Source organism: Xanthobacter sp. DMC12 (genome assembly GCF_056314105.1).
Map to the genome: position 1 here is coordinate 135,794 of NZ_JBQUYZ010000005.1, position 19,908 is coordinate 155,701.

Genomic DNA, 19,908 nt, shown 5'->3' on the forward strand with positions numbered 1-19,908 from the left:
TCTCTCTGGATCGGGAAGCCCGCATCGCGCGGGCACAGATTCAGTGAACCATACGACAGTTTCGTGACGCGCAGGAGAGGCCCTGAGGGGCCCCTGCCCGGGGGACTCAGGCCTTTCGGGGGCGCGCGTAGAGCACGCCAGCGGCACCGGAATCGGTGCGGCAGCGGGCGTAGCCATGCCAGCCCTCGGCAAACAGCTCCTTCTGGCGCGCCGTGTCGAGGGGATCGACCAGAAGGGTCTCCTGCGGATCGAAGGTGGTGAAGTCGCGCACCATCACGTAGCGCGCATAGCCGCCGAAGAAGAGCTGGATGTCGTAGATCGGAAAACCCTCGGCGAGCAGGCTCGCCCAGCTCGGCGTATTCACCGGCGCGGCGGTGGAGAACAGCACCATGTCGGGCGGCGCCGCCTCGACCCGCGCAGCGATCAGCACCCGCTGCAATCCCCGGCCCCGATAGGCCGGATGAACCGAGGCGCCGGCCAGCCGGCCCACCGACAGGGCGGGATCGAGCCCGAGCAGCCGATGCGGGCCATCCTTGGGCGAATGGTCGTGCTGGAGGATGCCGTAGGCGACCAGCAGCCCGCCGTCATAGAGCCCGATGATGAGGCCGCGTCCGCCGAGGATGCTTTCGAAATAGGACCGGTTCTCCGGCTTCACCACTTCGGGGCGAACCAGCGGGCCGATGGCCAGATGATGAAGGGTGTCGATCGCGTCGAGATCGTCCGGCCCGAGCGTGCGCTGAGTCAGCGTAGAGGGCGGCGCGGCCTCGCGCAGGGCGTTCATCACGTGATTACTTCCGCATAATTGAGCATGGCGATGGGCGGATAGACGCCGAGCTGCTTGGCCACGTTCATGTTGATGATGAGGGCGAAGCGCTTGAGCGTCTCGATCGGGATGTCCTGGGGCGGCACGTGCTGGACCAGGATTTCCGCCGCCTTGGAGGCAGCGAGCTGGCCCACCGAATAATAGCGGCTGACCAGCCCGACAAGCCCCAGCCCCTCACGCAGGAAGAACTCCGTCGCACCGAAGGTGGGCAGCCCCGCCGCCAGCGCCGCCGGCCCCACCCGGTCGAAGATGGTGGCAAGGAAGGTATCGGCGGGAAGATAGAGCCATTCGGCGCCCTGCGCCTTCAGGTTCCTCACGAAATCCTCCACCCCGTCACCGGTCGGTTTGCTGCCCACCATGGTCAGGGGCTGCGCCAGCACCTCGGCGCCGATGGTCGCGGAGAAGGCCTTCATTTCGTCGATGATGGCGACCGAATTGCTCTCGTTCGGCGAATAAATCACGCCGACCTTCTTGAACGCCTTGTAGCTCTGCATGGCGCGCATCTGCACGTCGGTGGGCACCACATGGACCGCGCCCGTGACGTTGCGCCCCGACGAAGCGAGCGAAGGGGCGATCTTCACCTGCACCGGCGCCGCCACCAGCGCAAACACCACCGGGATGTCGCGCACGAAGCCGGCGGTGGGCGGCGCGTCATAGGGGCCTGCAACGCCGAGCGTCAGCGGCGTGCCATAGGTATAAATGAGGTTCGGCCGGAAGGTCGGCAGCACTTCCGCGAGGATCGGCTTCACCTTGCTCGCGTCCCGCTCCACGTCGCGGGTCATGAACTCGACCTTGATGTCATTGGCCGCAAAGTAGTCGCGGAAGCCGCGCTCCACGTCGGTATCACCGCGGAAGGTGAGCATCAGGACGCGAAACGCCTCGCCATGGGCGGCAGGCGCGGGAGCGGGCGCTCCGGCCGGGCGTGGCTGACCATTGGCGCCGTTGGTCTGGGCGAAGGCGCCGGGGACAGTGCCCACCAGCCCCGCAGCACCCGCGCCGAGGCCGAGTGCGAGGAGGGAACGGCGATCCATCAGGCGGAACTCCCTTCCGAGGCGGCCGCGGAGGAGGCGCGGCGCGAATGATGGACGAAGACTTTCCGTCCGGATAGCGCAAATAACATAGCTCCGGCTACCGCCACAGCGCCGAGAAAACCCGTAGCCGACGCAAAGCCCAGGGTCGAAAGCAGGAAGCCGGCGCTGGCGGGACCCGCGGCGTTGCCGGACCGCTCCACCAACCGGAACAGGCCGAGCACACCGGCCGCCCGGCCGGCGCCCAGGGTGGTCGCGGTATCCGCCACCAGCGCCGATTGGGACGCGATGGACATGGCCTGTCCCCAGCCCAGGGCCACCAGCGCGACCACGATCAGCGCCACCGAGGGGTGGATAAGCACCGCCATGGCGCCGATGCCGGAGACGAGCCCCCCCGCCACCACGAATCCGGCGCGGGCGCTGAAGCGGTCGGCAAGGGCGGCGAAGAACGGCACGCCGATCACCATGAGGACCGGATAGATCATCTGGAAGCGGCCGATCGCCGCGGAGGAGAATCCCTCGCGCTGCAGTTCCAGCGGCACCAGCAGGAAGCACAAGGCAGCAAACAAGAATTTGGCAGGGAAGGCGCAGCCGAGGAGCAGCGACATCAGGCCGGGCGCGCGCGCCGCGGCCTTGAGGTCGGACAGACCCACGCTGGCGACAGTGCGATGCCGTTCCGCGGCCGGAAGCGTCAGCCGCGCCACCAAGAGTGCCACGAGGGCGAGACCGGCGGAGGTCGCGAAGGCGACGCCCGGCCCCAGGCGGTCGGCGATGACGCCGCCGATGGGCGGCCCGCATAGGCTCGCCACCATGATGGCGCGCACGAATACCGCCAGTGCCGCGCTGCGGGCGGCTCCGGAGGAGAGGTCCACCACATGGCCCTGCGCCGAAACGAACACCAGCGCGTAGCCGACCGCGGTCGCGACGCGGGCGGCCAGGAAGACGTCATAATGCGGGCTCACCGCCGAGACGACATAGCCCGCCGCCGCCAGCGCCGCGCCCGCGATGAAGCCGGGGCGCCGGCCGAGCCGCTCGGACAGCGAGGCGAACGGCACCTGGCAGAGGGCCACGACGGCCATGAAGGCGACGATGGGCAGGCTGGCCGACACATCCGGACCGAAGCCCGCCGGCACGCCCAGCGCCTGGGCGGCGCGCGGCAAGAACGGACGGGTGAGTTCCTCGGCCAGCATGAACAGGAACAGAGCGGGGCGCACGGCGATGGCGGCCTCGCTCTCGGCCGCCTGCACCCGGCCGAGGCCCGTGCGGGCTTCGATCTGGTCGAGCCGGGCCAGGGCCTCGGCATCACCCCTGCGCTCCGCCTCCGCACGCAGGGCGAGATGGCGCTCGGCAAGGGTTTCCACATGCCGGTCGATGGGCAGGATCAGATCGCCGGCGGCCCCGCCGCCGCCTTCCTGGCGCGAGAGCACGCCACGCTTCAGCGCCTTCAGCCGCCGCTCCACCGCCACCAGCGATTCGAGGCCGCGGGTGCCGACGACCAGCGCCACGAGTTCCAGGGCCACCAGCAGCGCGACCACGCCGATGAAGGCGACGTCCACCAGCACCGCCCCGACCTGTTGGGAGACGACCGAGGGATCGACCACGATCATCACCTCGCCGAGGCGATTGCCCGCGGCATTCTCCACCGGCACGAAAACCCGCGGCGCATCTCCGCCGGCCGGCGCATCACCCGACCGCGCGAGTTCCTGTCCGCCGGCGGTGTTGAGGCTGATCTGCGTGAACTCGACGTTGGCGGCACGCAGATCATCAAAATAGCGGTTCACGCCCACCATCCGGTCGAACGGGACGCCCACGTCGGCCGCACGCTGAACGAGATCTGCGGCGGCGCGGCCCACCGAATTGGCCTTGGCGACGATTTCCGGCGCGATGGTGCGCTGGGCCGCCTGTTCCGCGCCCCATCCGATCACCGCCAGCGCCGAGCAGAGGATGATGACGATGGCGATGGAGATTCCGCCGCGCAGGCCGATCATGCGGCGCCCCCACCGGTGACGCCGGCGGCCGGCGGCTGGGTTGTCCTGTGCGCCTCCTCCACGGAGGCGAGCGCGGCGCGGGCGGCCGGCGGCCACAGGCGCGGCTCGGCGGCGCGCCGCACGGCCCGCTGCAGCAGCGCGGCGAGCAGGAGGCCGATGACCAACGTCGCCACGCCGGCCCAAAGGAGCGTGGGAAGCGCGATGCGCCTCAGGTCGGACGCGAGCGCCGCCGAGCCGTTGGTCAGGATCCTGGTGTCATAGCGCACAACGACGCGGCCGAGGTTCTGGCCGATATCGTTGCGGACCGGACGCGTCAGCCCGCGCTCCGTGTCCCGGTTGGTATCGATGCCGACGCGGCCGGGCTCGCTGGAGAACAGCACGATGCCATGCTCGTCCGTGAGGTCCATGGAGCGAATCGCGTCCTCCACGCGCGATTCGCGCTCGAGCACCGCCGTCAGCGCCTGTTGGGCGGGAAGCGCTATGCCGAGGGAGGCGGCCTTTTCGGCCACGTCAACCACACGTTGCGCGGCGATGCCGCAACGGGCCTCGATCACGCCGCGATGGGCGTTGATGAGAGTGACATAGGAGAAATAGGCGCCGAAGGCGACGCACGCGGCCGCGATGAGCGCGAACACGATGATGAGCCCCAGTGTGGTCCGCCTCATGACCCTTCGCGCTCGAAAACCGCGCTCCCGGCGCGCCATCCAAACCCGCGCTCGAAACCGGCGCGCCTGACCTTGGGGCCCGGCCCCGGCCGCCTGACCTTCATGCCACGAAAAGCAAGCTGACAATGCAGGTTTTTTTGGTCGCAGGGGAGTTTTTTGTCTGGTTTGGCCGCGAGCGCGCGGTTAACGTCCGGCCGTCCACCCCACCGAAGTTCCCCGCATGACTTTCGTAAGCCGGCTCATCCTGGTCGCCGTCGTTTCCGTGACCGCTGCGGTGGTGGCGGTCGCGGTGATCGCGTTCTCGGCCAGCGACCGGGTGGGCGAAGAGATCGAGCGCGCCCGCGTCGCCAACCTGCTCGGCACGCTGCGGGCCTCCACCGAGGCGAATCTCTCCATCGGGCTGCTTCTGGACCAGATTTCCCTTCTGCAGCCGCGTATCGAGCGCGAGAAGGCGGGCGACCCTTCGATCCTCGCCATCGACATCTTCAATTCCGCCGGCCGCGCCATCTATTCCACCGACCGCAGCGTGATCGGCGAGGAGGTGAGTCCGGACTGGGTGAAGCGGCTCGGCGACGACAGCCAGTGGGCGACGGCCGAGCGGGGAGACACCGTGTTCGGCACCCGCTTCGAGAACGACCTCGGCGTCGCCGGCGGCATTTCGGTCACCGTCTCAGACGAGGCGCGCAGCGCCCGCTCGGACCGGCTCGGACTCGACCTCCTGATGCGCACCGGCGTGCTTTCGCTCGCCGCCTCCATCGCCGCCATCATCGCTGCCGTGGTGTTCGTCCACATGCTGACCCGTCCGTTCGACCGCGTCGCCAAGGCCCTGCGCGGGGAAGGCGGCTCCACGGGCGACGACGGCGGCCTCGCCCCGCTCGCCGAAGCCACCGTGAAAAGCTGGCGCGACGCCGAGGCACGGGTCGATCGCGGCCTCGGCCAGCTTGGAGCGCTCGACGATGCGGCCTGAGATCGCCGAGAGCGGCCGCGCGCGCCTCGTGACCGGGCTGTTCGCCCTCATCCTCACCCTCATTCTCGGCGGTATCGCCGCGGCGGTGCTTGTCAACGGCTACCGCGCCCGCGTCGAGGAGAGCGCCCGCCGGGATGCGCTCGTGATCGGCACGTCGGTCGCCCGCACCCTCGCTCAGCAGTTCGAGAAGGCGGCGCGCTTCGGCATTCCGCTCAAACTCCTGCCCGGCGTGGAGCAGCATCTGTCCGAGACGCTGACGCGCACCCCCGGCCTCACCCAGATCGTGCTGCGCGGATCGGACGGGCGCGAGATCCGCAGCGCCATCGGCGAGCATTCCGGCACTGATTCGGTGAGCGCACCGGTGGTGGTGGACGGCAACACGGTGGCGGCGGTGGAAGTCACCACGAATCCTGCCGCCCTCGCCACCTCCTTCGCCGACATCGGCCTGAAGGCGGCGGTGGTGGTCACGGTCTGCGCGGCGCTCGCGGCGCTGGCCGCCGGCCTGCTGGTGGGCAATGCGCTGGAGCGCGCCCGGGCGCGTCTCGCCACCGGCCTCGCCGAGGCGGTGAATGGCCAGTATGGCGAGCGCGACGTGATGATCCATCACGGCCGCCGCCTCGGCGCGCGCGGTGCGGTGGGCCGGGCCTTCCGCGAGCTTGAGCACGGCAACCGGAGGGTCGCCGAGCGCAGATCCGTGTTCGAGGCCTATGCGGAGGAGCTTCTGGCGGTGGATTTCGACGGCGGTCTCAGGCCGGACGTGGAGCGGGTCCGGCGCGAGGTGCTGGCGCCGCCCGGCCGTGCCGACAAGGTACGGGGATCGTGATGCTGCTGCGCACCCGCATCACTCTCATCGTCGCCACGGGCTTCACCGTGCTCATGCTGGGCATCTGGGGCGCCACGGTGCTCCGCGACCGCGTGGCCCAGGCCCGCGAGGGCGAGCTGTCCATCGAGGGCCAGACCGTCCTCTGGCGCGAGATCGTCGCCTTCCAGACCGCCAACCTGGCGCGCATCCTGGAGCGCATCGACACCTCCTCGCCCTTCCGCATCGCGCTCAGCTTCTCCGACCGGCCGGGCATCGCCGCGGCGATCCGGGAGGTCGGCATCGACATTGACGACCCCGCCACCTATTTCGAGGTGGTGGCCGCCGACCGCGAGGTGGTGTTCAGCGACGGCACCACAAATGCCCGCTACATCCTGGACGCTGGCAGCCTCGATCGTGCCCTCAAGGGCGAGGTGCTATCCGGTCTGCGCCAGATCAGCGGCTCGCAGGTGATCGTCATCACCACACGCACCGTGGAACTGCCGGGCCGCGGCCGGGCCGTCCTGGTGCTTGGGCGCGACGCCTCCCTCGGCATGGAGCGCTTCGCCCGCGGCATCAGCGCCGCCACCACGCTCATCACCCTGCGCGGCCGGGTGGTCGCCAGCACCGATTTCCGCCTGTGGGAGCGGGCCAAGGTCTCCATCACCCCGCGCCGCCCCACCGCCGAGCAGCTCGTTTTGGACGGGCGCAATTATAACGTCACCTCCATACCCGTCGCAGACGTCAGCGGCAGCGCCGTGGGCGCGCTGGTGAGCCTTGAGGACACCACGCAGACGGTGCAGGCCACGGCCTTCATCCGCCAGTCCGCCGTGGCCGGTGCCATCGGCCTCGTGCTGCTCGGCGTCATCGGCCTCAACGTTTTCCTCTGGTACAGCTTCCGGCCGCTCGAATCGGCCATCGACGTGCTGCAGGCCCTGTCGCGCGGCGACACCTCCGTGACGGTCGGCCACACCGGCAACGACGAGATCGGCCGCATCGCCTCGGCGGTGGTCGCGCTGCGCGGCAATGTGCAGGCCCTGGCCGAAAGCCGGCGCCAGCGCGACCGAGTGCGGCGGCGCCAGGAGGTGGTGATCTCCGGCGAGCTTCAGGCCCTGGCCGACGCCATCGACCCGACGGATCGCGAGGAAGTGCTGGCCCTGCTTGCGAAGGGCGAGGAGAGCGAGAACGACGATGAGCTGAAGCGTGTCGCCCGCGTGCTCCACGACCTGTCGCGGCGCATCGTCGAGCAGCACACCCGCCTCTCGTCCATGGTGGTGGAACTGCGCGAGGCCCTCATCACCAAGACCAAGCTGGCCGGCCTCCAGCAGGAGCTGGAGATCGCCCGACAGGTTCAGCTCGCCATCCTGCCCAAGGAATTCCCGCCGGACGCGCGGGTCGCCGTTCACGGACAGATGACCCCCGCGCGCGAAGTGGGCGGCGACTTCTACGATTACTTCATGATCGACGACACCACGCTCGGCTTCGTGGTGGCGGACGTTTCCGGCAAGGGCGTGCCGGCGGCCCTGTTCATGGCCATCTCGCGCACCCTGCTGCGGTCCACGGCGCTGTTCGAGCGTTCGCCCGCGGGCTGCATCCGCCGCCTCAACGACCTGCTCGCGGTGGAAAACGAGCAGATGCTGTTCGTCACCGTGCTCTATGGCGTGGTCGACCTCTCCTCGGGGAAGGTCACCTATGTGAACGCTGGGCACAATCTGCCCTATCGCATCGCCCGCTCCGGCGAGGTCACCACCGTGCCCTCGACCGGTGGCATGGCGGTGGCGGTGCTGGAGGGCTTCGTCTACCAGCAGCACGAGTTGCACCTCGCCCCTGGCGATACCCTTTTCCTCTATACGGACGGCGTGACCGAGGCCTTCGACATCGACGAGCAGCCCTACGGCGAGGAGCGGGTCGAGGACCTGCTGCGCAGCGGCGCCGCCGACTGGTCGGTGGCCGAGCTGAACGAACGGGTGCTGGCGGCGGTGCATGTGTTCGAGCGCGGCGCACCGCAGGCCGACGATATCACCTGCCTGACCTTGCGTTATTTCGGCGGCCACGGCCCGCGCCGGACGCGCTGATCGTTCCCCCGTGTGACGCCTGATGCGGCGGCCAGTGCGGGCGCACGGCAGAATATGCGTGCGTGCGGATCGCCGAGGCGGTAAGCGTGCCCGGCAGGGTCTTCGAAACCCGGCAGGGTCTTGGAAACACGTGCCTGAAGCATCGAGGGAGCCAACCCTCACCGGAGGTCGACCGCTGACGCGTGAAAGCGCCAGCGCAACGGCTTCCAGCCGACCAGAGAGGGGGAAACGCAGCATCCGGGACGGCGCAGCCGTGCCGGCCTGATCCCGGCGCCCCGCCGGGGACGGAGAGGCATGTCATGTCCATCGACGCGCGCGCGGCCGGCTGGCCCGCGGCCGAGGTTTCCTCCATCGGCGCCGTCTGCAGCGCCCATTTCTGCAGCCATTTCCTCCAGCTCGCGCTCGCCCCGCTGTTCATCATGATGCGGGCAGATCTCCAGGTTTCCTTCATCGAGCTGGGGCTGGTGCTCTCCGTCTTCTATCTGTTTTCGGGCGCTGGGCAGGTGGCTGCTGGCGTGCTTGTGGATCGCTTCGGCGCCGACCGGCTGCTTCTGGCGGGGATCCTCACCCAGGGCGCAGCGACGGCGGCCATGGGCTTTGCCCCCACCTATCTCCTTCTGCTGCCGCTCGCCGCGCTCGCCGGCCTTGGAAACTCCGTCTACCACCCGGCCGACCTTTCGATCCTCAGCCACAAGGTGGCAGCGCCGCGGCTTGGGCGCGCCTTCGCCGCCCATGTGATCGCCGGCAGCATTGGCTTCGGCCTTTCGCCCATCGTGTCCGCCGCCATCGGCGCCCATTTCGGTTGGCGCACGGCGCTTATCGCGATGGGTCTGCTGGTGCTGCTGGTGGGCCTTCTGCTCGCCGTCTTCCGCGGGCCGCTGCGCGCGCCGGCGGGACGCGCCGTCCATGCGGCGGCGGGAGGGGCGCCGCTGTCTTTCCTTCAGGTGCTGGCCATGCCCGTGGTGCTGATGGCCTTCCTCTATTTCACCTTCACCTCCGTGGCCCTCTCCGGTCTCCAGAGCTTCTCCATCGTCGCGCTGCAGGAAGGCTTCGGCGCGGCGGTGGCGCTGGCGACGCTGGCGGTGGCGCTGTTCCAGGTGGGCAACACGGCGGGCGTCGCCATCGGCGGGCATGTGGCGGACCGCTCCGCCCAGCACCATCAGATCGCCATGGGCGGCCTTGCCGCCGCCGCCGCCTTCGGCTTCCTCGCCGCCTGGCTTCAAGCGGCGCCTGAGGTGACGGTCGGGCTGATCGCCGTGGTGGGCCTCTTCATGGGGCTCACCACCCCCTCGCGCGACGTGCTGGTGCGCGGCGCAGCCCCCGCCGGGGCCACGGGGAAGGTGTTCGGCATCGTCTATTCGGGCTTCGACATCGGCTCCCTGGTGGGCCCGCTGATGTTCGGCCTGATGCTCGACCACCACCATCCACGCATGGTCATTGCAGGCGCTGCCGCCGCCCTGGCCCTTGCCGTCGGCACCGCCTTCGCGGTGCGCCGCCGGCAGGACTAGGGGCCATCGGAAGAGCTTGGGCGAACGATAAAACGGCGCGGCTTCAAGAAGGCCGCGCCGTTTCCATCATCTCAATCCAGCAGCACCTTGCCGGGGTTGGCGAGACCGCGCGGGTCCACGGCGCGCTTGATGGCGGCCATCAGCTCCAGCGCCACCTTGTCCTTGTACATGGGCAGTTCCTCCCGCTTGAGGATGCCGATGCCGTGCTCGGCCGAGATGGAGCCGCCGAGCGAGGCCACGAGATCGTGGACAATGCGGTTGAACTCCTCCCAGGTGGCGAGGTAGGCCGCCTTGTCCATGCCCTCGGGCTGGCTGAGGTTGTAGTGGATGTTGCCATCGCCCATGTGGCCAAAGGCGCAGATGCGGATGCCGGGCATATGCGCCTCGCACAGCCGGTTCGCCTCGGCGATGAAATACGGCACCTTGGACACCGGCACGGACACGTCGTGCTTGATGGACCCGCCCTCGAACTTCTGCGCGTCGGACATGTCCTCGCGCAGCTTCCACAGCGCGTCGCACTGGGCCTCGGATGAGCCCACCACCGCATCCTCGATCTCGCCGGCCTCGAACGCCGCCTCGAACGTGTCGAGGGCAAGCTGGGAGAGGTCGTCGTTGGGGCGGGTTGAGGTGAGTTCGGCCAGCACGTACCAGGGGTGCCGCTCAGAAAGCGCGCGCACTGAGCCGGGCATGTGCTTGAGCACGATCTCCATGCCGAAGTCCGGCATGATCTCGAAGCCGGTCAGGCTGTCGCCGGCCGCATTGCGCAGGCGGCGGAACAGGGACAGCGCAGTCTCGGGATCGGCAATGCCCAGCAGCGCCGTCGCCCGGGCACGGGGCGCCGGGAACAGGCGCAGCACGGCGGCGGTGATGATGCCAAGCGTGCCTTCCGCGCCGATGAAGAGGTCCTTCAGCGCGTAGCCGGTATTGTCCTTGCGCAGGCGCGAGAGGCCGTTCCAGATGCGCCCGTCCGGCAGCACCACCTCAAGGCCGAAGGCAAGTTCGCGCATGTTGCCGTAGCGAAGAACAGCCGTGCCGCCGGCGTTGGTGGAGAGGTTGCCGCCGATCTGGCAGGAGCCTTCCGAACCGATGGAGAGCGGGAACAGGCAGCCCGCTCCCTCGGCCGCCTGCTGCACCTGGTGCAGCGTACAGCCGGCCTCGGCGATGACGGTGAGGTCCACCGGATCGAGGTCGCGGATGCGGTTCAGCCGGCGCAGCGAGAGCAGCAGCGCGCCGAACGGCACCTGTCCGCCGACGAGGCCCGTATTGCCGCCCTGCGGCACCACCGGCACGCCGGCCTCGGCGCAGGCAGCGACCACGAAGGCGACTTCCTCCGTATTGGCGGGCTCGACCAGCGCCGGGGTCGTTCCCTGGTAGAGGCCCCGCCCCTCCACCAGATGGGGGGCGAGGTCGTGGGCGTCGGTGCGCACGTAGGACGCACCAATGCGGGCGGCGATACGGTCCAGGAGGCCCGAGAGGCGGACGGCATCGAGAAGGATGGGTTGGGGGGCATGGCTCGACATGGGGGCGCAAGGTGCATCAGCCGCCGCCGCCGGGCAAGCATCCGATGGACCTCAAGGCAGCGCGAAAGCGCCGCGCGGGGAGGAAGGCGCGGCCTTCCGCTTGGCAAAGACGGACATAAGGTCTAGAGCCGCCGCCGCGCCCCCTTGAAGGCGCCCAGCACTGGAGTTGAGATGACCGACCGCGTCCTCGTCGCCCGCATCGGCGCCCCCCATGGCGTGAAGGGCGAGGTGCGGCTGTTCGTCTTCACCGAGGACCCGGCGGCGATCCTCGACTACGACCCGCTCACCGACGTCACCGGCCGCACCCGCTATCGCATCACGGCGCTGCGCGCGGCCAAGGACCATTTCGTAGCGCGCCTCGCCAACGTCGCCGACCGCACCGCCGCCGAGGTGCTGACCAACGTGGAACTCTATGTCCCGCGCGAGGCCCTGCCCGCGCCGGAGGATGAGGACACCTTCTATCATGCCGACCTGATCGGCCTCGCGGTCGAGGACGAGGCCGGCGCGCGCATCGGCACCGTCACCGCCCTGCACGATTTCGGCGCCGGCGACATCCTTGAATATGCTCCTGCCCTCCCCGGCATCCGGGCGAAGACGCTCATGGTGCCCTTCACCCGCGATGCCGTGCCGGTGGTGGACGTGAAGGCCGGCCGGGTGGTCATTGCCGAAGCCTTCGTCGAGCGTCGCGACCCCGAGCCCGAGGCGGGCGAGGACAAGGAGGGCTGAGGCGATCGCGGATTTGACTCCCGCCCTGCCCCGCGCCCATTTCTCCTCATGACCTTCCGCGCCAGCGTCCTCACCCTCTATCCGGAGATGTTTCCCGGCCCCCTTGGCCACGCGCTCGCCGGCCGCGCGCTGGCGAATGGCCTGTGGGGACTAGAGGCGGTGCAGATCCGCGACCATGCCCTTGACCGCCATCGCTCGGTGGATGACACGCCGGCCGGCGGCGGACCGGGCATGGTGATGCGGGCCGATGTGCTCGCCCGTGCCATCGACGCTGTTTCCCCGCCCGACGATCCCCGCCCCCGCCTGCTGATGACCCCGCGCGGCCGCCCGCTGACGCAGGCCCGCGTGCGGGAATTGGCGGCGGGGCCAGGCGCGGTCATCCTGTGCGGGCGGTTCGAGGGGGTGGACGAGCGTATCGTCGCGGGGCGCGGCCTCGAGGAGATCTGCGTCGGCGACGTGGTGCTCTCCGGCGGCGAGGCGGCGGCGCTGCTGCTGCTCGATGCCTGCGTGCGGCTCATTCCCGGCGTCATGGGCAAGGCGGAGAGCGGCACGGACGAGAGCTTCTCCCACGGTCTGCTCGAATATCCGCAATACACGCGGCCACAGCTGTTCGAGGGACAGGGCATCCCCGAGGTGCTCACCTCCGGCGATCACGCCCGCATCGCCCGCTGGCGGCAGGCCGAGGCAGAGGCCGTCACGCGCGCGCGCCGGCCAGACCTTCTCGCCCCGGCGCATGACGGATCCACGACGGAAAGGGAATGACAGCGCCCCTTTTCTCCTGTATGGAGCCGCGTCCCTTAACTTAAAACGACACGACGTGGCGCCGGGGCGACATGCTCCGAAGCGGCACCAAGAGGTTGGCGACAATGAACATTATCCAGACGCTCGAAGCCGAACAGGCGACGAAGCTCGCCGAGAAGCGGGCCATTCCCGAGTTCCAGCCCGGCGATACCGTGACTGTGAACGTGAAAGTGGTCGAAGGCGAGCGCACCCGCGTGCAGGCCTACGAGGGCGTGGTGATCGCCCGTTCCGGCGGTGGCCTGAACGAGAGCTTCACCGTCCGCAAGATTTCCTACGGCGAAGGCGTGGAGCGCGTGTTCCCGGTCTATTCGCCGCTGATCGACTCCATCAAGGTGGTCCGTCGCGGCAAGGTGCGTCGCGCCAAGCTCTATTACCTGCGCGACCGTCGCGGCAAGTCCGCCCGTATCGCCGAGCGTCAGGACCGCACGGCCGACGCCAAGGGCAAGAAGGCCAAGGGCGCCAAGGCTCCTGCCGCCGCCGAGTGAGGCGCGGATCCTTCTTCTGAGTGACACGCGCCGTCGGCCCAGCCGGCGGCGCTTTTTTATGGGCTGAGCCGCTCCGGGCTCGCCCTGAGGCGCGCGATCAGCCCCTCGGGATCGGACTCATAGGCCTGCCGCACCCGATCGAGCGCCCCCGCTCCGCCGCCGCGATGGCCGGCGCCGCCCACATGAAGCCAGCCGTCAGCCAGCAGGAATGGCTCCATCTCGCCCGTTTCCGGGTCGGCGAGATGCACCCGCCGGCGGCTCGACATCCGCAGGCGGGCGAGATCCAGGTGGCGATAGAGCACCCCCCAGTTCTGCCCGCCGGTGTCGAGGGTGAGCGGCGTGTCGGTGCCGAAATCCACCGGGAGGGCCTTCACCGCCGCAAAATCGAACACCGAATATCCCGGCCACAGATACCAGGCGCCGTTGCCCTCCCCCTCCCGCACCATGCCGTAACAGGACTGTCCCGCGAGGCGGGCGGAAAGGTCGGTCGGCTCCAGCGGGATCAGGTCGTGATCCAGCAAGGCGAAGGCGCGCGGAACGGCCGGCCGGATGAGATTGGCGTAGATCCAGTTCAGCGCCACCCCATGGGAGCGCGAGCCGTTGCGCGCGCCACGATAGGGCGTCGGCGGCAAGGCGCAGTAGGCGAGCCCGCGCCGCACGCACAGGTCCGCGATGGCCGTGCGGGCAGCGGGGTCGGTGGAGTTGTCGCACACCACCAGCGGCGTCCCCGGCAGGAAGCGCGCCATGGCATCGGTCAGGAAGTCCACTGCGTGCGGAAGGTTGAAGGCGACCGTGAAGGCGACGACCGGTGCCCGTTCGGCGGCGATGCGTGCCACCACCTCCGCCTGTCCCGGCGCGTGTCGGCGGGCGTAGATGCGATCCACCAGCACGTTGCGGACGCGCCGCAGCCGGTGGGCGAGCGGGGTCAGCGCGAGCCATTCGGCGGCAGCGTAGTCGGAAAGCTCGCGCATGGACGCCTTCAAAGGGCCCGGCAGGACGTCGGCCGGGACGGGACGAACTGGAGCGGATCGCCGCAGGCCGGCCTGCGGCCACGCTCCAACACGGGCGTTCTAGAAGGACTTCGGGATCAGGTCCATGGCGCGGGCAGACCACTTGCCTGCGCCGTGGCGCGCCAGGAGACTTGACCGCACCGGCTCCGGAAGGTGAGGTGTCGCAGGAATCCGCCAGCCCCTGCGGACAGCCCCAGCCCGGATCCCCATGGCCAACGACCTCACCCTCAGGATCGTGATCGTGGACGAGAGCGACGTCCGCGCCGCAATCCTGGAGGAGGGCCTCAAGGAGGCGGGCTTCGAGACGGTGCTGCGCATCACCGGCCGCAACAACCTTTTGGAGCGCATATACGCCATCGATCCGGACGTGATCCTGATCGACCTCGAAGACCCCTCGCGCGACACCATCGAGCAGATGTTCCAGGTGAGCCGTGAGGTGAAGCGGCCGGTCGCCATGTTCGTGGACCAGACCGACTCGAAGACCATCGAGGATGCCATCGAGGCGGGTGTCGCTTCCTATGTGGTGGACGGGCTGAGGAAGGAGCGGGTGAAGCCGATCCTCGAGACCACCATTTCCCGCTTCCGCGCCTTCGCCCGCCTCAAGGCGGAGCTGGAGGAGGCGAAGACCCAGCTGGAGGAGCGCAAGGCCATCGACCGGGCCAAGATGCTGCTCATGAAGATGAAGGGCATCGACGAGGAGGCCGCCTACCACCTCCTGCGCCGCACCGCCATGAACGAGAAGAAGCGAATCGTCGACATCGCCCAGTCCATCATCACCGCCGCGGAGCTTCTGCGATGAGACGCCTCGCCATCGGCTTCATCCCTTTGACCGACGCCGCCGTGCTGATCGCCGCGGCGGAGCGCGGCTTCGCCATGGCCGAGGGCATCGAGATCGACCTGCACAAGGAGGTCTCCTGGGCCAACATCCGTGACAAGGTGAACATCGGGCTCCTGGATGGCGCCCATATGCTCGGGCCCCTCGCCATCGCCTCGTCGCTCGGCCTCGGCCATGTGCGGGTGCCGCTGGTGGTGCCCTTCGCGCTCAACCTCAACGGCAGCGCCATTACCATCGACAAGCACGTCTACGCGGCCATGGGCGAGGTGGGCGAGGACCTCTCCACCGCCCCCGGCGCGGCGCTGGCATTGGGCAAGGTGGTGCGGCAGAGGAAGGCGGAGGGGCGCGATCCGCTGGTGTTCGCCGCGGTCTATTCCTTCTCCACCCACACCTATCTCATCCGCCATTTCCTGAAGGCCGGTGGGGTAGACCCAGACCGCGACGTGCGGCTCGTGGTGGTGCCACCGCCCTTCATGGCGGAAAGCCTGCGCGGCGGGCTCATCCACGGCTTCTCGGTGGGCTCACCCTGGAATTCGGTGGCGGTGGATGCAGACGTGGGGCGCATCGCGGTCCTGGGGGCGGAGCTGTTCGGCTGGGTGCCGGAGAAGGTGCTGGGCGTCCACGCCCGCTTCGCCAATGCCGAGCCGGAGGTGCTGCACCGGCTCGTCCGCGCCCTCTACGCCGCCGCCCGCTGGTGTGAGGACCCGGCCAACCACGAGGATCTCGCCAAGCTGCTCGGCGAGCCGCGCCACCTCAACCTGCCCGCCGACATCCTGCGGCGCACGCTGGACGGGCGGCTTCACACGGCTCCGGGCGGGGCGCTGCGGGTCCACCCGGACTATCTGATCCTGAACCGCGACGGCGCGAACCGGCCCTCTCCGGACCATGCCCTGTGGATGTACGCCCAGATCGTCGCCGCCGGTCAGGGCGAATTCGCGCCCGACGCCGCGCGCGAGGCCATGGGCGTTTACCGGCCGGACATCTTCGATGCGGCGGTCGGCCCGGTTCCGGTGAAACATCCGGAACCCGACTGCGTGGGCACCCAGTTCGGCGAGATCTTCGATCAGGCCGCCTTTCTGAAAGGCTGACCTTAATCGGCGTAAGGGTTGTCCTTCTCGCGCAGCGTCAACCGGATCGGCACACCGGGCAGATCGAAGGTCTCGCGGATGCCGTTCACCAGATAGCGGATGTAGCTCTCCGGCACCGCATCGGTGCGCGAGCAGAACAGCACGAAGGACGGCGGGCGCGCCTTGGGCTGGGTCATGTAGCGCAGCTTGATGCGCCGGCCGGACACCGCCGGCGGCGGGTGGTTTTCGGTCACCTGCTGCAGGAAGCGGTTGAGCGGGTTGGTGGCGACCCGCTTGTTCCACACCTTGTGGGCGGCCGCGATCGCCGCGACCAGCTTGTCGAGCCCGTGACCCATGAGACCGGAGACGGGCACGATGGGCACGCCCTTCACCTGAGGCAGGAGGTGGTCGATCTCCTCGCGCAACCGAGTCGCGAGCCCGCCGCGGGCTACCAGGTCCGCCTTGTTGTAGCCGATGACCAGCGCCCTACCCTCGCGCGCCACGAGGTCGGCGATGCGCAGGTCCTGCTCCTCGAACGGGCGGGTGGCGTCGATGAGGATCACCACGACCTCGGCGAACTTCATGGCGCGCAGCGCGTCGGCCGCGGAGAGCTTCTCCAGCTTGTCGTCGATGCGCGAGCGCTTCCTGAGGCCGGCGGTGTCGAACACCTCCAGCGGGATGCCGGCATAGGTGACGTTCACCGAGATCGAATCACGCGTGATGCCGGCCTCGGGGCCGGTCAGGAGGCGATCCTCGCCGAGCAACTTGTTGATGAGCGTGGACTTGCCGGCATTCGGCCGGCCGAGCACCGCCACCTTGATGGGCCGGCGCGGCTTTTCCGGCGCGGCCTCGCCCTCGACGGCGGGAGCCTCCTCCTCGTCGTCCTCTTCGTCTTCATTCTCCTCAAGCCGGGTCTGCTCGGGCAGAGCGTCGCAGATGGCGTCGTAGAGGTCGGAAAGGCCCTCGCCGTGTTCCGCCGAGAGCGGCACGGGATCGCCGAGGCCGAGGCCGAAGGATTCGAGCGCACCCGCCTCGCCGCCGCGGCCCTCGCTCTTGTTGGCGAGGAGGATCACCGGCTTGCCGGACTTGCGCACGAGGTCGGCGAAGGCGCGATCGGTCGGGGTGAGGCCGATGCGGGCGTCGATCATGAACAGGATGGCGTCGCAATCGCCGATCGCCGCCTCGGTCTGGGCGCGCATGCGCCCTTCCAGGCTCGATGGAGTCGCCTCCTCGAGGCCAGCGGTGTCGACGATGCGGAAGGTGAGATCGCCGAGGCGGCCCTCGCCTTCCCGTCGGTCGCGGGTCACGCCGGGACGGTCGTCCACCAGCGCGAGCTTCTTGCCCACCAGGCGGTTGAACAGGGTGGACTTGCCGACGTTCGGGCGCCCGACGATGGCCAGGGAAAAGGTCATGAAATGGGCTCGCGGCCGGCGGTCGGCTTCAGGTCTGAGGGATCATTGCTGCGGCTGGCCCTTCGGGGGCGTGGCCGGCAGATTATCGATGGGGGCGTTGGCATTGCTCGGCTGGCCGAGGCCGGATGAATAGTCCACGCCCGGCACGCCGTTGGGGAACACCGGTGTGCGGGTGCCCGGCACCGGCGGCTTCTTCTGGTCGAACGGGTTGAGATTCTCCAGCGTCTCGCAGCCGGCCGCGGTCAAAGCGAGGCCGAGCGCGAGCGCGAGGCGCAGGCTGCGGGCGACAGGGCGTGCCATCATCAAGCTTGTCCTCCTCATGCGCGGCGCGGTCATGCAGATCCTCTCGGGGTTCACTGAGTCGGCGCAGTGCCCGCGGCCGCCTCGCCCGCAGGGGCGGTGGCCGAGGCGGTGAGCCGCCGGATGAGTTCGGCCCGGGAGCGGACGCCCGGTGGCGTGTCGCTGTCGGTGGTGATGTCGGTGGCGGTCTTGTTGGCCGCGGCAAGGTCGCCGGCCTTCAGCTCCGCCAGCGCCAGGGTCTCGCGCGCGGAATGGCGCAGCGGCCCGGTGCCATTGGCGATGCCTCCGATGCGCTGCTTCACCTCCGGCAGGCCAGCCGTATCGACCACCAGCAAAGCGGCGCGCACCAAAGCGAGGTCGCGGGCGAGCGGCGGCACGGAATTGTCGGCCGCGATGGTATCGAAGGCGGCGATGCCGGCCGCCTTGTCGCGGGCGGTGGCGGCAGCAGCAGCGCGGAACAGGGCAAGGGTGCGATAGCCGGCCGGCCCGCTCTTGGCGATGGCAGTGAAGGCGGTCTCCGCCTCCTGCATCTTGCCGGCATCAAAAAGGGCGACGGCGCTCTCATAGGCCTCGCTGGCCTTCACCGCCTGCTCGTGGCGCCAGTACTGGTAGCCGCTCCAGCCGGCTGCGGCCAAAATCACCAGCACGCAGGCGGCGATGATGACGCCGCCGAAACGGTCCCAGAGCTTGCGCAGGCGATCGCGCCGGAGGTCTTCCTCGATCTCGTGGAAAATGTCGGTCATGAGCTGAGAGCTTCGGGATCCAGGACTTGGGGATGGCCTGCCGAGGCAGGACCTTGCCGGCGACGCCGCACCGGGACGAGGGCGCGTAAAGTATCCATGCGGCCTCATCGTGGCAAACGGGCGATTTTGAGGCGGCTTCGCCTTGGCACCGGGCCCGTCCGGCGTAGGATACCCCCGCCCGATGGGGCACCGGACCGGGAGCCCGATTGGGAGTTATGGCCGTCACATCCCCCGCGAGATCGTCTCTCGCCGCCGCACAGTCATTTGAATACCGCCTCCAGCGCACGCCGGTCGGTGTGGTGCTGCTCGACGCGGATCTGCGCATCCGTTCGGTCAATCCCGTGGCGATGCGGCTCCTCGCACCGCCGGGGCAGCGGCTCGCGGGTGTGGATATCCTCTCGCTTCATCCCGGCGAGGCGCGGGACAAGGTGGCTTTTCTCATCGAGCGTGCCCGCACCTCGCCGGATGGAACCTCCTCCCTGGTGGTGACCACCGCCATGGGCACGCTGGTCGCGAAGGTCAGCCGGCTCGAGGCGGAACCGGACAGCCCGCCGGATGGCTTTCTGATGATGATCCACGCCTTGGTCGAGGCGCCCGTGATGGGTCGCGCCGCCGGGGCCGATCTGGAGGTCGACGGGCTGGAGGTGGCCGGCGCGGAGGCCGTGGCGGCCTTGTGCCCTCTCATGAAACTCCCGCTGGTGCGGGGCAAGGGCGATCTCATCAGCCTCATCGATGTCACCGAAGTCGCCTTCCTGGTGGCGCAGGGGCACTACGCGGAGGCGCGCACCGCCACCTTCTCCGCCTTCTGCCCGAGGCCGCTCGCCGATCTGGAGCGCCGGCTCGACCCGAGCCAGTTCGTGCGCGTGCATCGGCGCTATCTGGTCAACATGCGCCATGTCCGCGCCGCCGCACGTGAGGACGGCGGCTGGCACCTCGTGATGGCCGATGCGGGCGAGACGCGAGTCCCCGTCAGCCGGGGCAAGGTGGAGGACATCCGACGGCGGCTGGGTGTCTGAGGCCCCAGCCCCGCCGCCATTCGTGCAGCCCTGATGCCATTGGTGCAGGACGCCCGTGGATCGCGCCTTCTGCTTTGAAGCCGGCTCCCTTCGCCGCCCATGGTCTCCTCGACGCGCTTCGGCGCCCGATGGAGGACGAT

At 69.2% G+C, this 19,908-nt stretch carries 19 protein-coding genes; 10 read left to right on the forward strand and 9 right to left on the reverse strand.

Features of this window, described 5'->3' with window-relative positions; genetic code table 11:
* Positions 1-106: 106 nt before the first annotated feature.
* Genes ACT535_RS18455 through ACT535_RS18470 form a run of 4 tightly spaced genes read right to left on the reverse strand, consistent with a single transcriptional unit; the run spans position 107 to position 4,504 of the window.
* The gene (locus tag ACT535_RS18455) at positions 107-781 is read right to left on the reverse strand and encodes a hypothetical protein (protein ID WP_476329468.1); all 675 of its coding nucleotides are present in this window, start codon (positions 779-781) and stop codon (positions 107-109) included.
* Positions 781-1,854: an ABC transporter substrate-binding protein gene (locus ACT535_RS18460; protein ID WP_168457563.1), complete on the reverse strand. Its 1,074-nt coding sequence runs from the start codon at positions 1,852-1,854 to the stop codon at positions 781-783. The genes ACT535_RS18455 and ACT535_RS18460 overlap by 1 nt, the downstream gene beginning before the upstream one ends.
* Positions 1,854-3,839: an MFS transporter gene (locus ACT535_RS18465; RefSeq protein ID WP_476365553.1), complete on the reverse strand. Its 1,986-nt coding sequence runs from the start codon at positions 3,837-3,839 to the stop codon at positions 1,854-1,856. The genes ACT535_RS18460 and ACT535_RS18465 overlap by 1 nt, the downstream gene beginning before the upstream one ends.
* Complete coding sequence (locus tag ACT535_RS18470) at positions 3,836-4,504, reverse strand: hypothetical protein (RefSeq protein ID WP_168457561.1); 669 nt, start codon at positions 4,502-4,504, stop codon at positions 3,836-3,838. The genes ACT535_RS18465 and ACT535_RS18470 overlap by 4 nt, the downstream gene beginning before the upstream one ends.
* A gap of 220 nt (positions 4,505-4,724) precedes the next feature.
* Here ACT535_RS18470 and ACT535_RS18475 point away from each other — a divergent pair, with 220 nt between their 5' ends.
* From ACT535_RS18475 to ACT535_RS18490, 4 genes are all read left to right on the forward strand, one after another.
* Complete coding sequence (locus ACT535_RS18475) at positions 4,725-5,471, forward strand: hypothetical protein (RefSeq protein WP_168457560.1); 747 nt, start codon at positions 4,725-4,727, stop codon at positions 5,469-5,471.
* Positions 5,461-6,294, forward strand: coding sequence for a hypothetical protein (locus ACT535_RS18480; RefSeq protein ID WP_168457559.1), 834 nt, complete (start codon positions 5,461-5,463; stop codon positions 6,292-6,294). The genes ACT535_RS18475 and ACT535_RS18480 overlap by 11 nt, the downstream gene beginning before the upstream one ends.
* Positions 6,294-8,345: a SpoIIE family protein phosphatase gene (locus ACT535_RS18485; RefSeq protein ID WP_168457558.1), complete on the forward strand. Its 2,052-nt coding sequence runs from the start codon at positions 6,294-6,296 to the stop codon at positions 8,343-8,345. Before ACT535_RS18480 ends, ACT535_RS18485 begins: the two co-directional genes overlap by 1 nt.
* A 299-nt stretch (positions 8,346-8,644) precedes the next feature.
* Complete coding sequence (locus ACT535_RS18490) at positions 8,645-9,853, forward strand: MFS transporter (protein WP_476329478.1); 1,209 nt, start codon at positions 8,645-8,647, stop codon at positions 9,851-9,853.
* A 71-nt stretch (positions 9,854-9,924) separates the two neighbouring features.
* On the opposite strand, the gene ACT535_RS18495 is transcribed toward ACT535_RS18490, so the two are convergent.
* On the reverse strand, positions 9,925-11,373 hold the full coding sequence (locus tag ACT535_RS18495) for an FAD-binding oxidoreductase (protein WP_168457556.1): 1,449 nt from the start codon (positions 11,371-11,373) through the stop codon (positions 9,925-9,927).
* 171 nt (positions 11,374-11,544) lie between these two features.
* Between ACT535_RS18495 and rimM the strand changes: the two genes are divergently transcribed.
* The 3 genes from rimM (at position 11,545) to rplS (ending at position 13,385) form a co-directional block, all read left to right on the forward strand.
* A complete protein-coding gene (gene rimM, locus ACT535_RS18500) occupies positions 11,545-12,099 on the forward strand; it encodes a ribosome maturation factor RimM (protein ID WP_476365554.1) in 555 nt (184 codons plus the stop codon).
* Between the two features lie 48 nt (positions 12,100-12,147).
* Complete coding sequence (trmD, locus tag ACT535_RS18505; protein WP_476365555.1) at positions 12,148-12,861, forward strand: tRNA (guanosine(37)-N1)-methyltransferase TrmD; 714 nt, start codon at positions 12,148-12,150, stop codon at positions 12,859-12,861.
* 104 nt (positions 12,862-12,965) lie between these two features.
* The gene (gene rplS / locus ACT535_RS18510) at positions 12,966-13,385 is read left to right on the forward strand and encodes a 50S ribosomal protein L19 (RefSeq protein WP_168457553.1); all 420 of its coding nucleotides are present in this window, start codon (positions 12,966-12,968) and stop codon (positions 13,383-13,385) included.
* A 56-nt stretch (positions 13,386-13,441) separates the two neighbouring features.
* Here rplS and ACT535_RS18515 read toward each other — a convergent pair whose 3' ends face one another.
* Complete coding sequence (locus ACT535_RS18515; RefSeq protein ID WP_476365556.1) at positions 13,442-14,356, reverse strand: hypothetical protein; 915 nt, start codon at positions 14,354-14,356, stop codon at positions 13,442-13,444.
* 247 nt (positions 14,357-14,603) lie between these two features.
* Between ACT535_RS18515 and ACT535_RS18520 the strand changes: the two genes are divergently transcribed.
* Entirely contained in the window at positions 14,604-15,194 is a 591-nt protein-coding gene (locus ACT535_RS18520; protein ID WP_024277102.1) for an ANTAR domain-containing response regulator, read from the forward strand.
* Complete coding sequence (locus ACT535_RS18525; RefSeq protein WP_168457551.1) at positions 15,191-16,318, forward strand: CmpA/NrtA family ABC transporter substrate-binding protein; 1,128 nt, start codon at positions 15,191-15,193, stop codon at positions 16,316-16,318. The genes ACT535_RS18520 and ACT535_RS18525 overlap by 4 nt, the downstream gene beginning before the upstream one ends.
* 2 nt (positions 16,319-16,320) lie before the next feature.
* Here ACT535_RS18525 and der read toward each other — a convergent pair whose 3' ends face one another.
* The 3 genes from der to ACT535_RS18540 are packed head-to-tail and all read right to left on the reverse strand — an operon-like array spanning position 16,321 to position 18,752.
* Positions 16,321-17,709 carry a ribosome biogenesis GTPase Der gene (der, locus tag ACT535_RS18530; RefSeq protein WP_476365557.1) on the reverse strand — a complete coding sequence of 463 codons (1,389 nt, stop codon included), beginning with the start codon at positions 17,707-17,709 and terminating at the stop codon, positions 16,321-16,323.
* 42 nt (positions 17,710-17,751) lie between these two features.
* Entirely contained in the window at positions 17,752-18,012 is a 261-nt protein-coding gene (locus tag ACT535_RS18535) for a hypothetical protein (protein ID WP_168457549.1), read from the reverse strand.
* Between the two features lie 50 nt (positions 18,013-18,062).
* On the reverse strand, positions 18,063-18,752 hold the full coding sequence (locus tag ACT535_RS18540) for a tetratricopeptide repeat protein (protein WP_476365558.1): 690 nt from the start codon (positions 18,750-18,752) through the stop codon (positions 18,063-18,065).
* Between the two features lie 215 nt (positions 18,753-18,967).
* Between ACT535_RS18540 and ACT535_RS18545 the strand changes: the two genes are divergently transcribed.
* Complete coding sequence (locus ACT535_RS18545) at positions 18,968-19,768, forward strand: LytTR family DNA-binding domain-containing protein (protein WP_476365559.1); 801 nt, start codon at positions 18,968-18,970, stop codon at positions 19,766-19,768.
* The last annotated feature ends 140 nt before the right edge of the window (positions 19,769-19,908 follow it).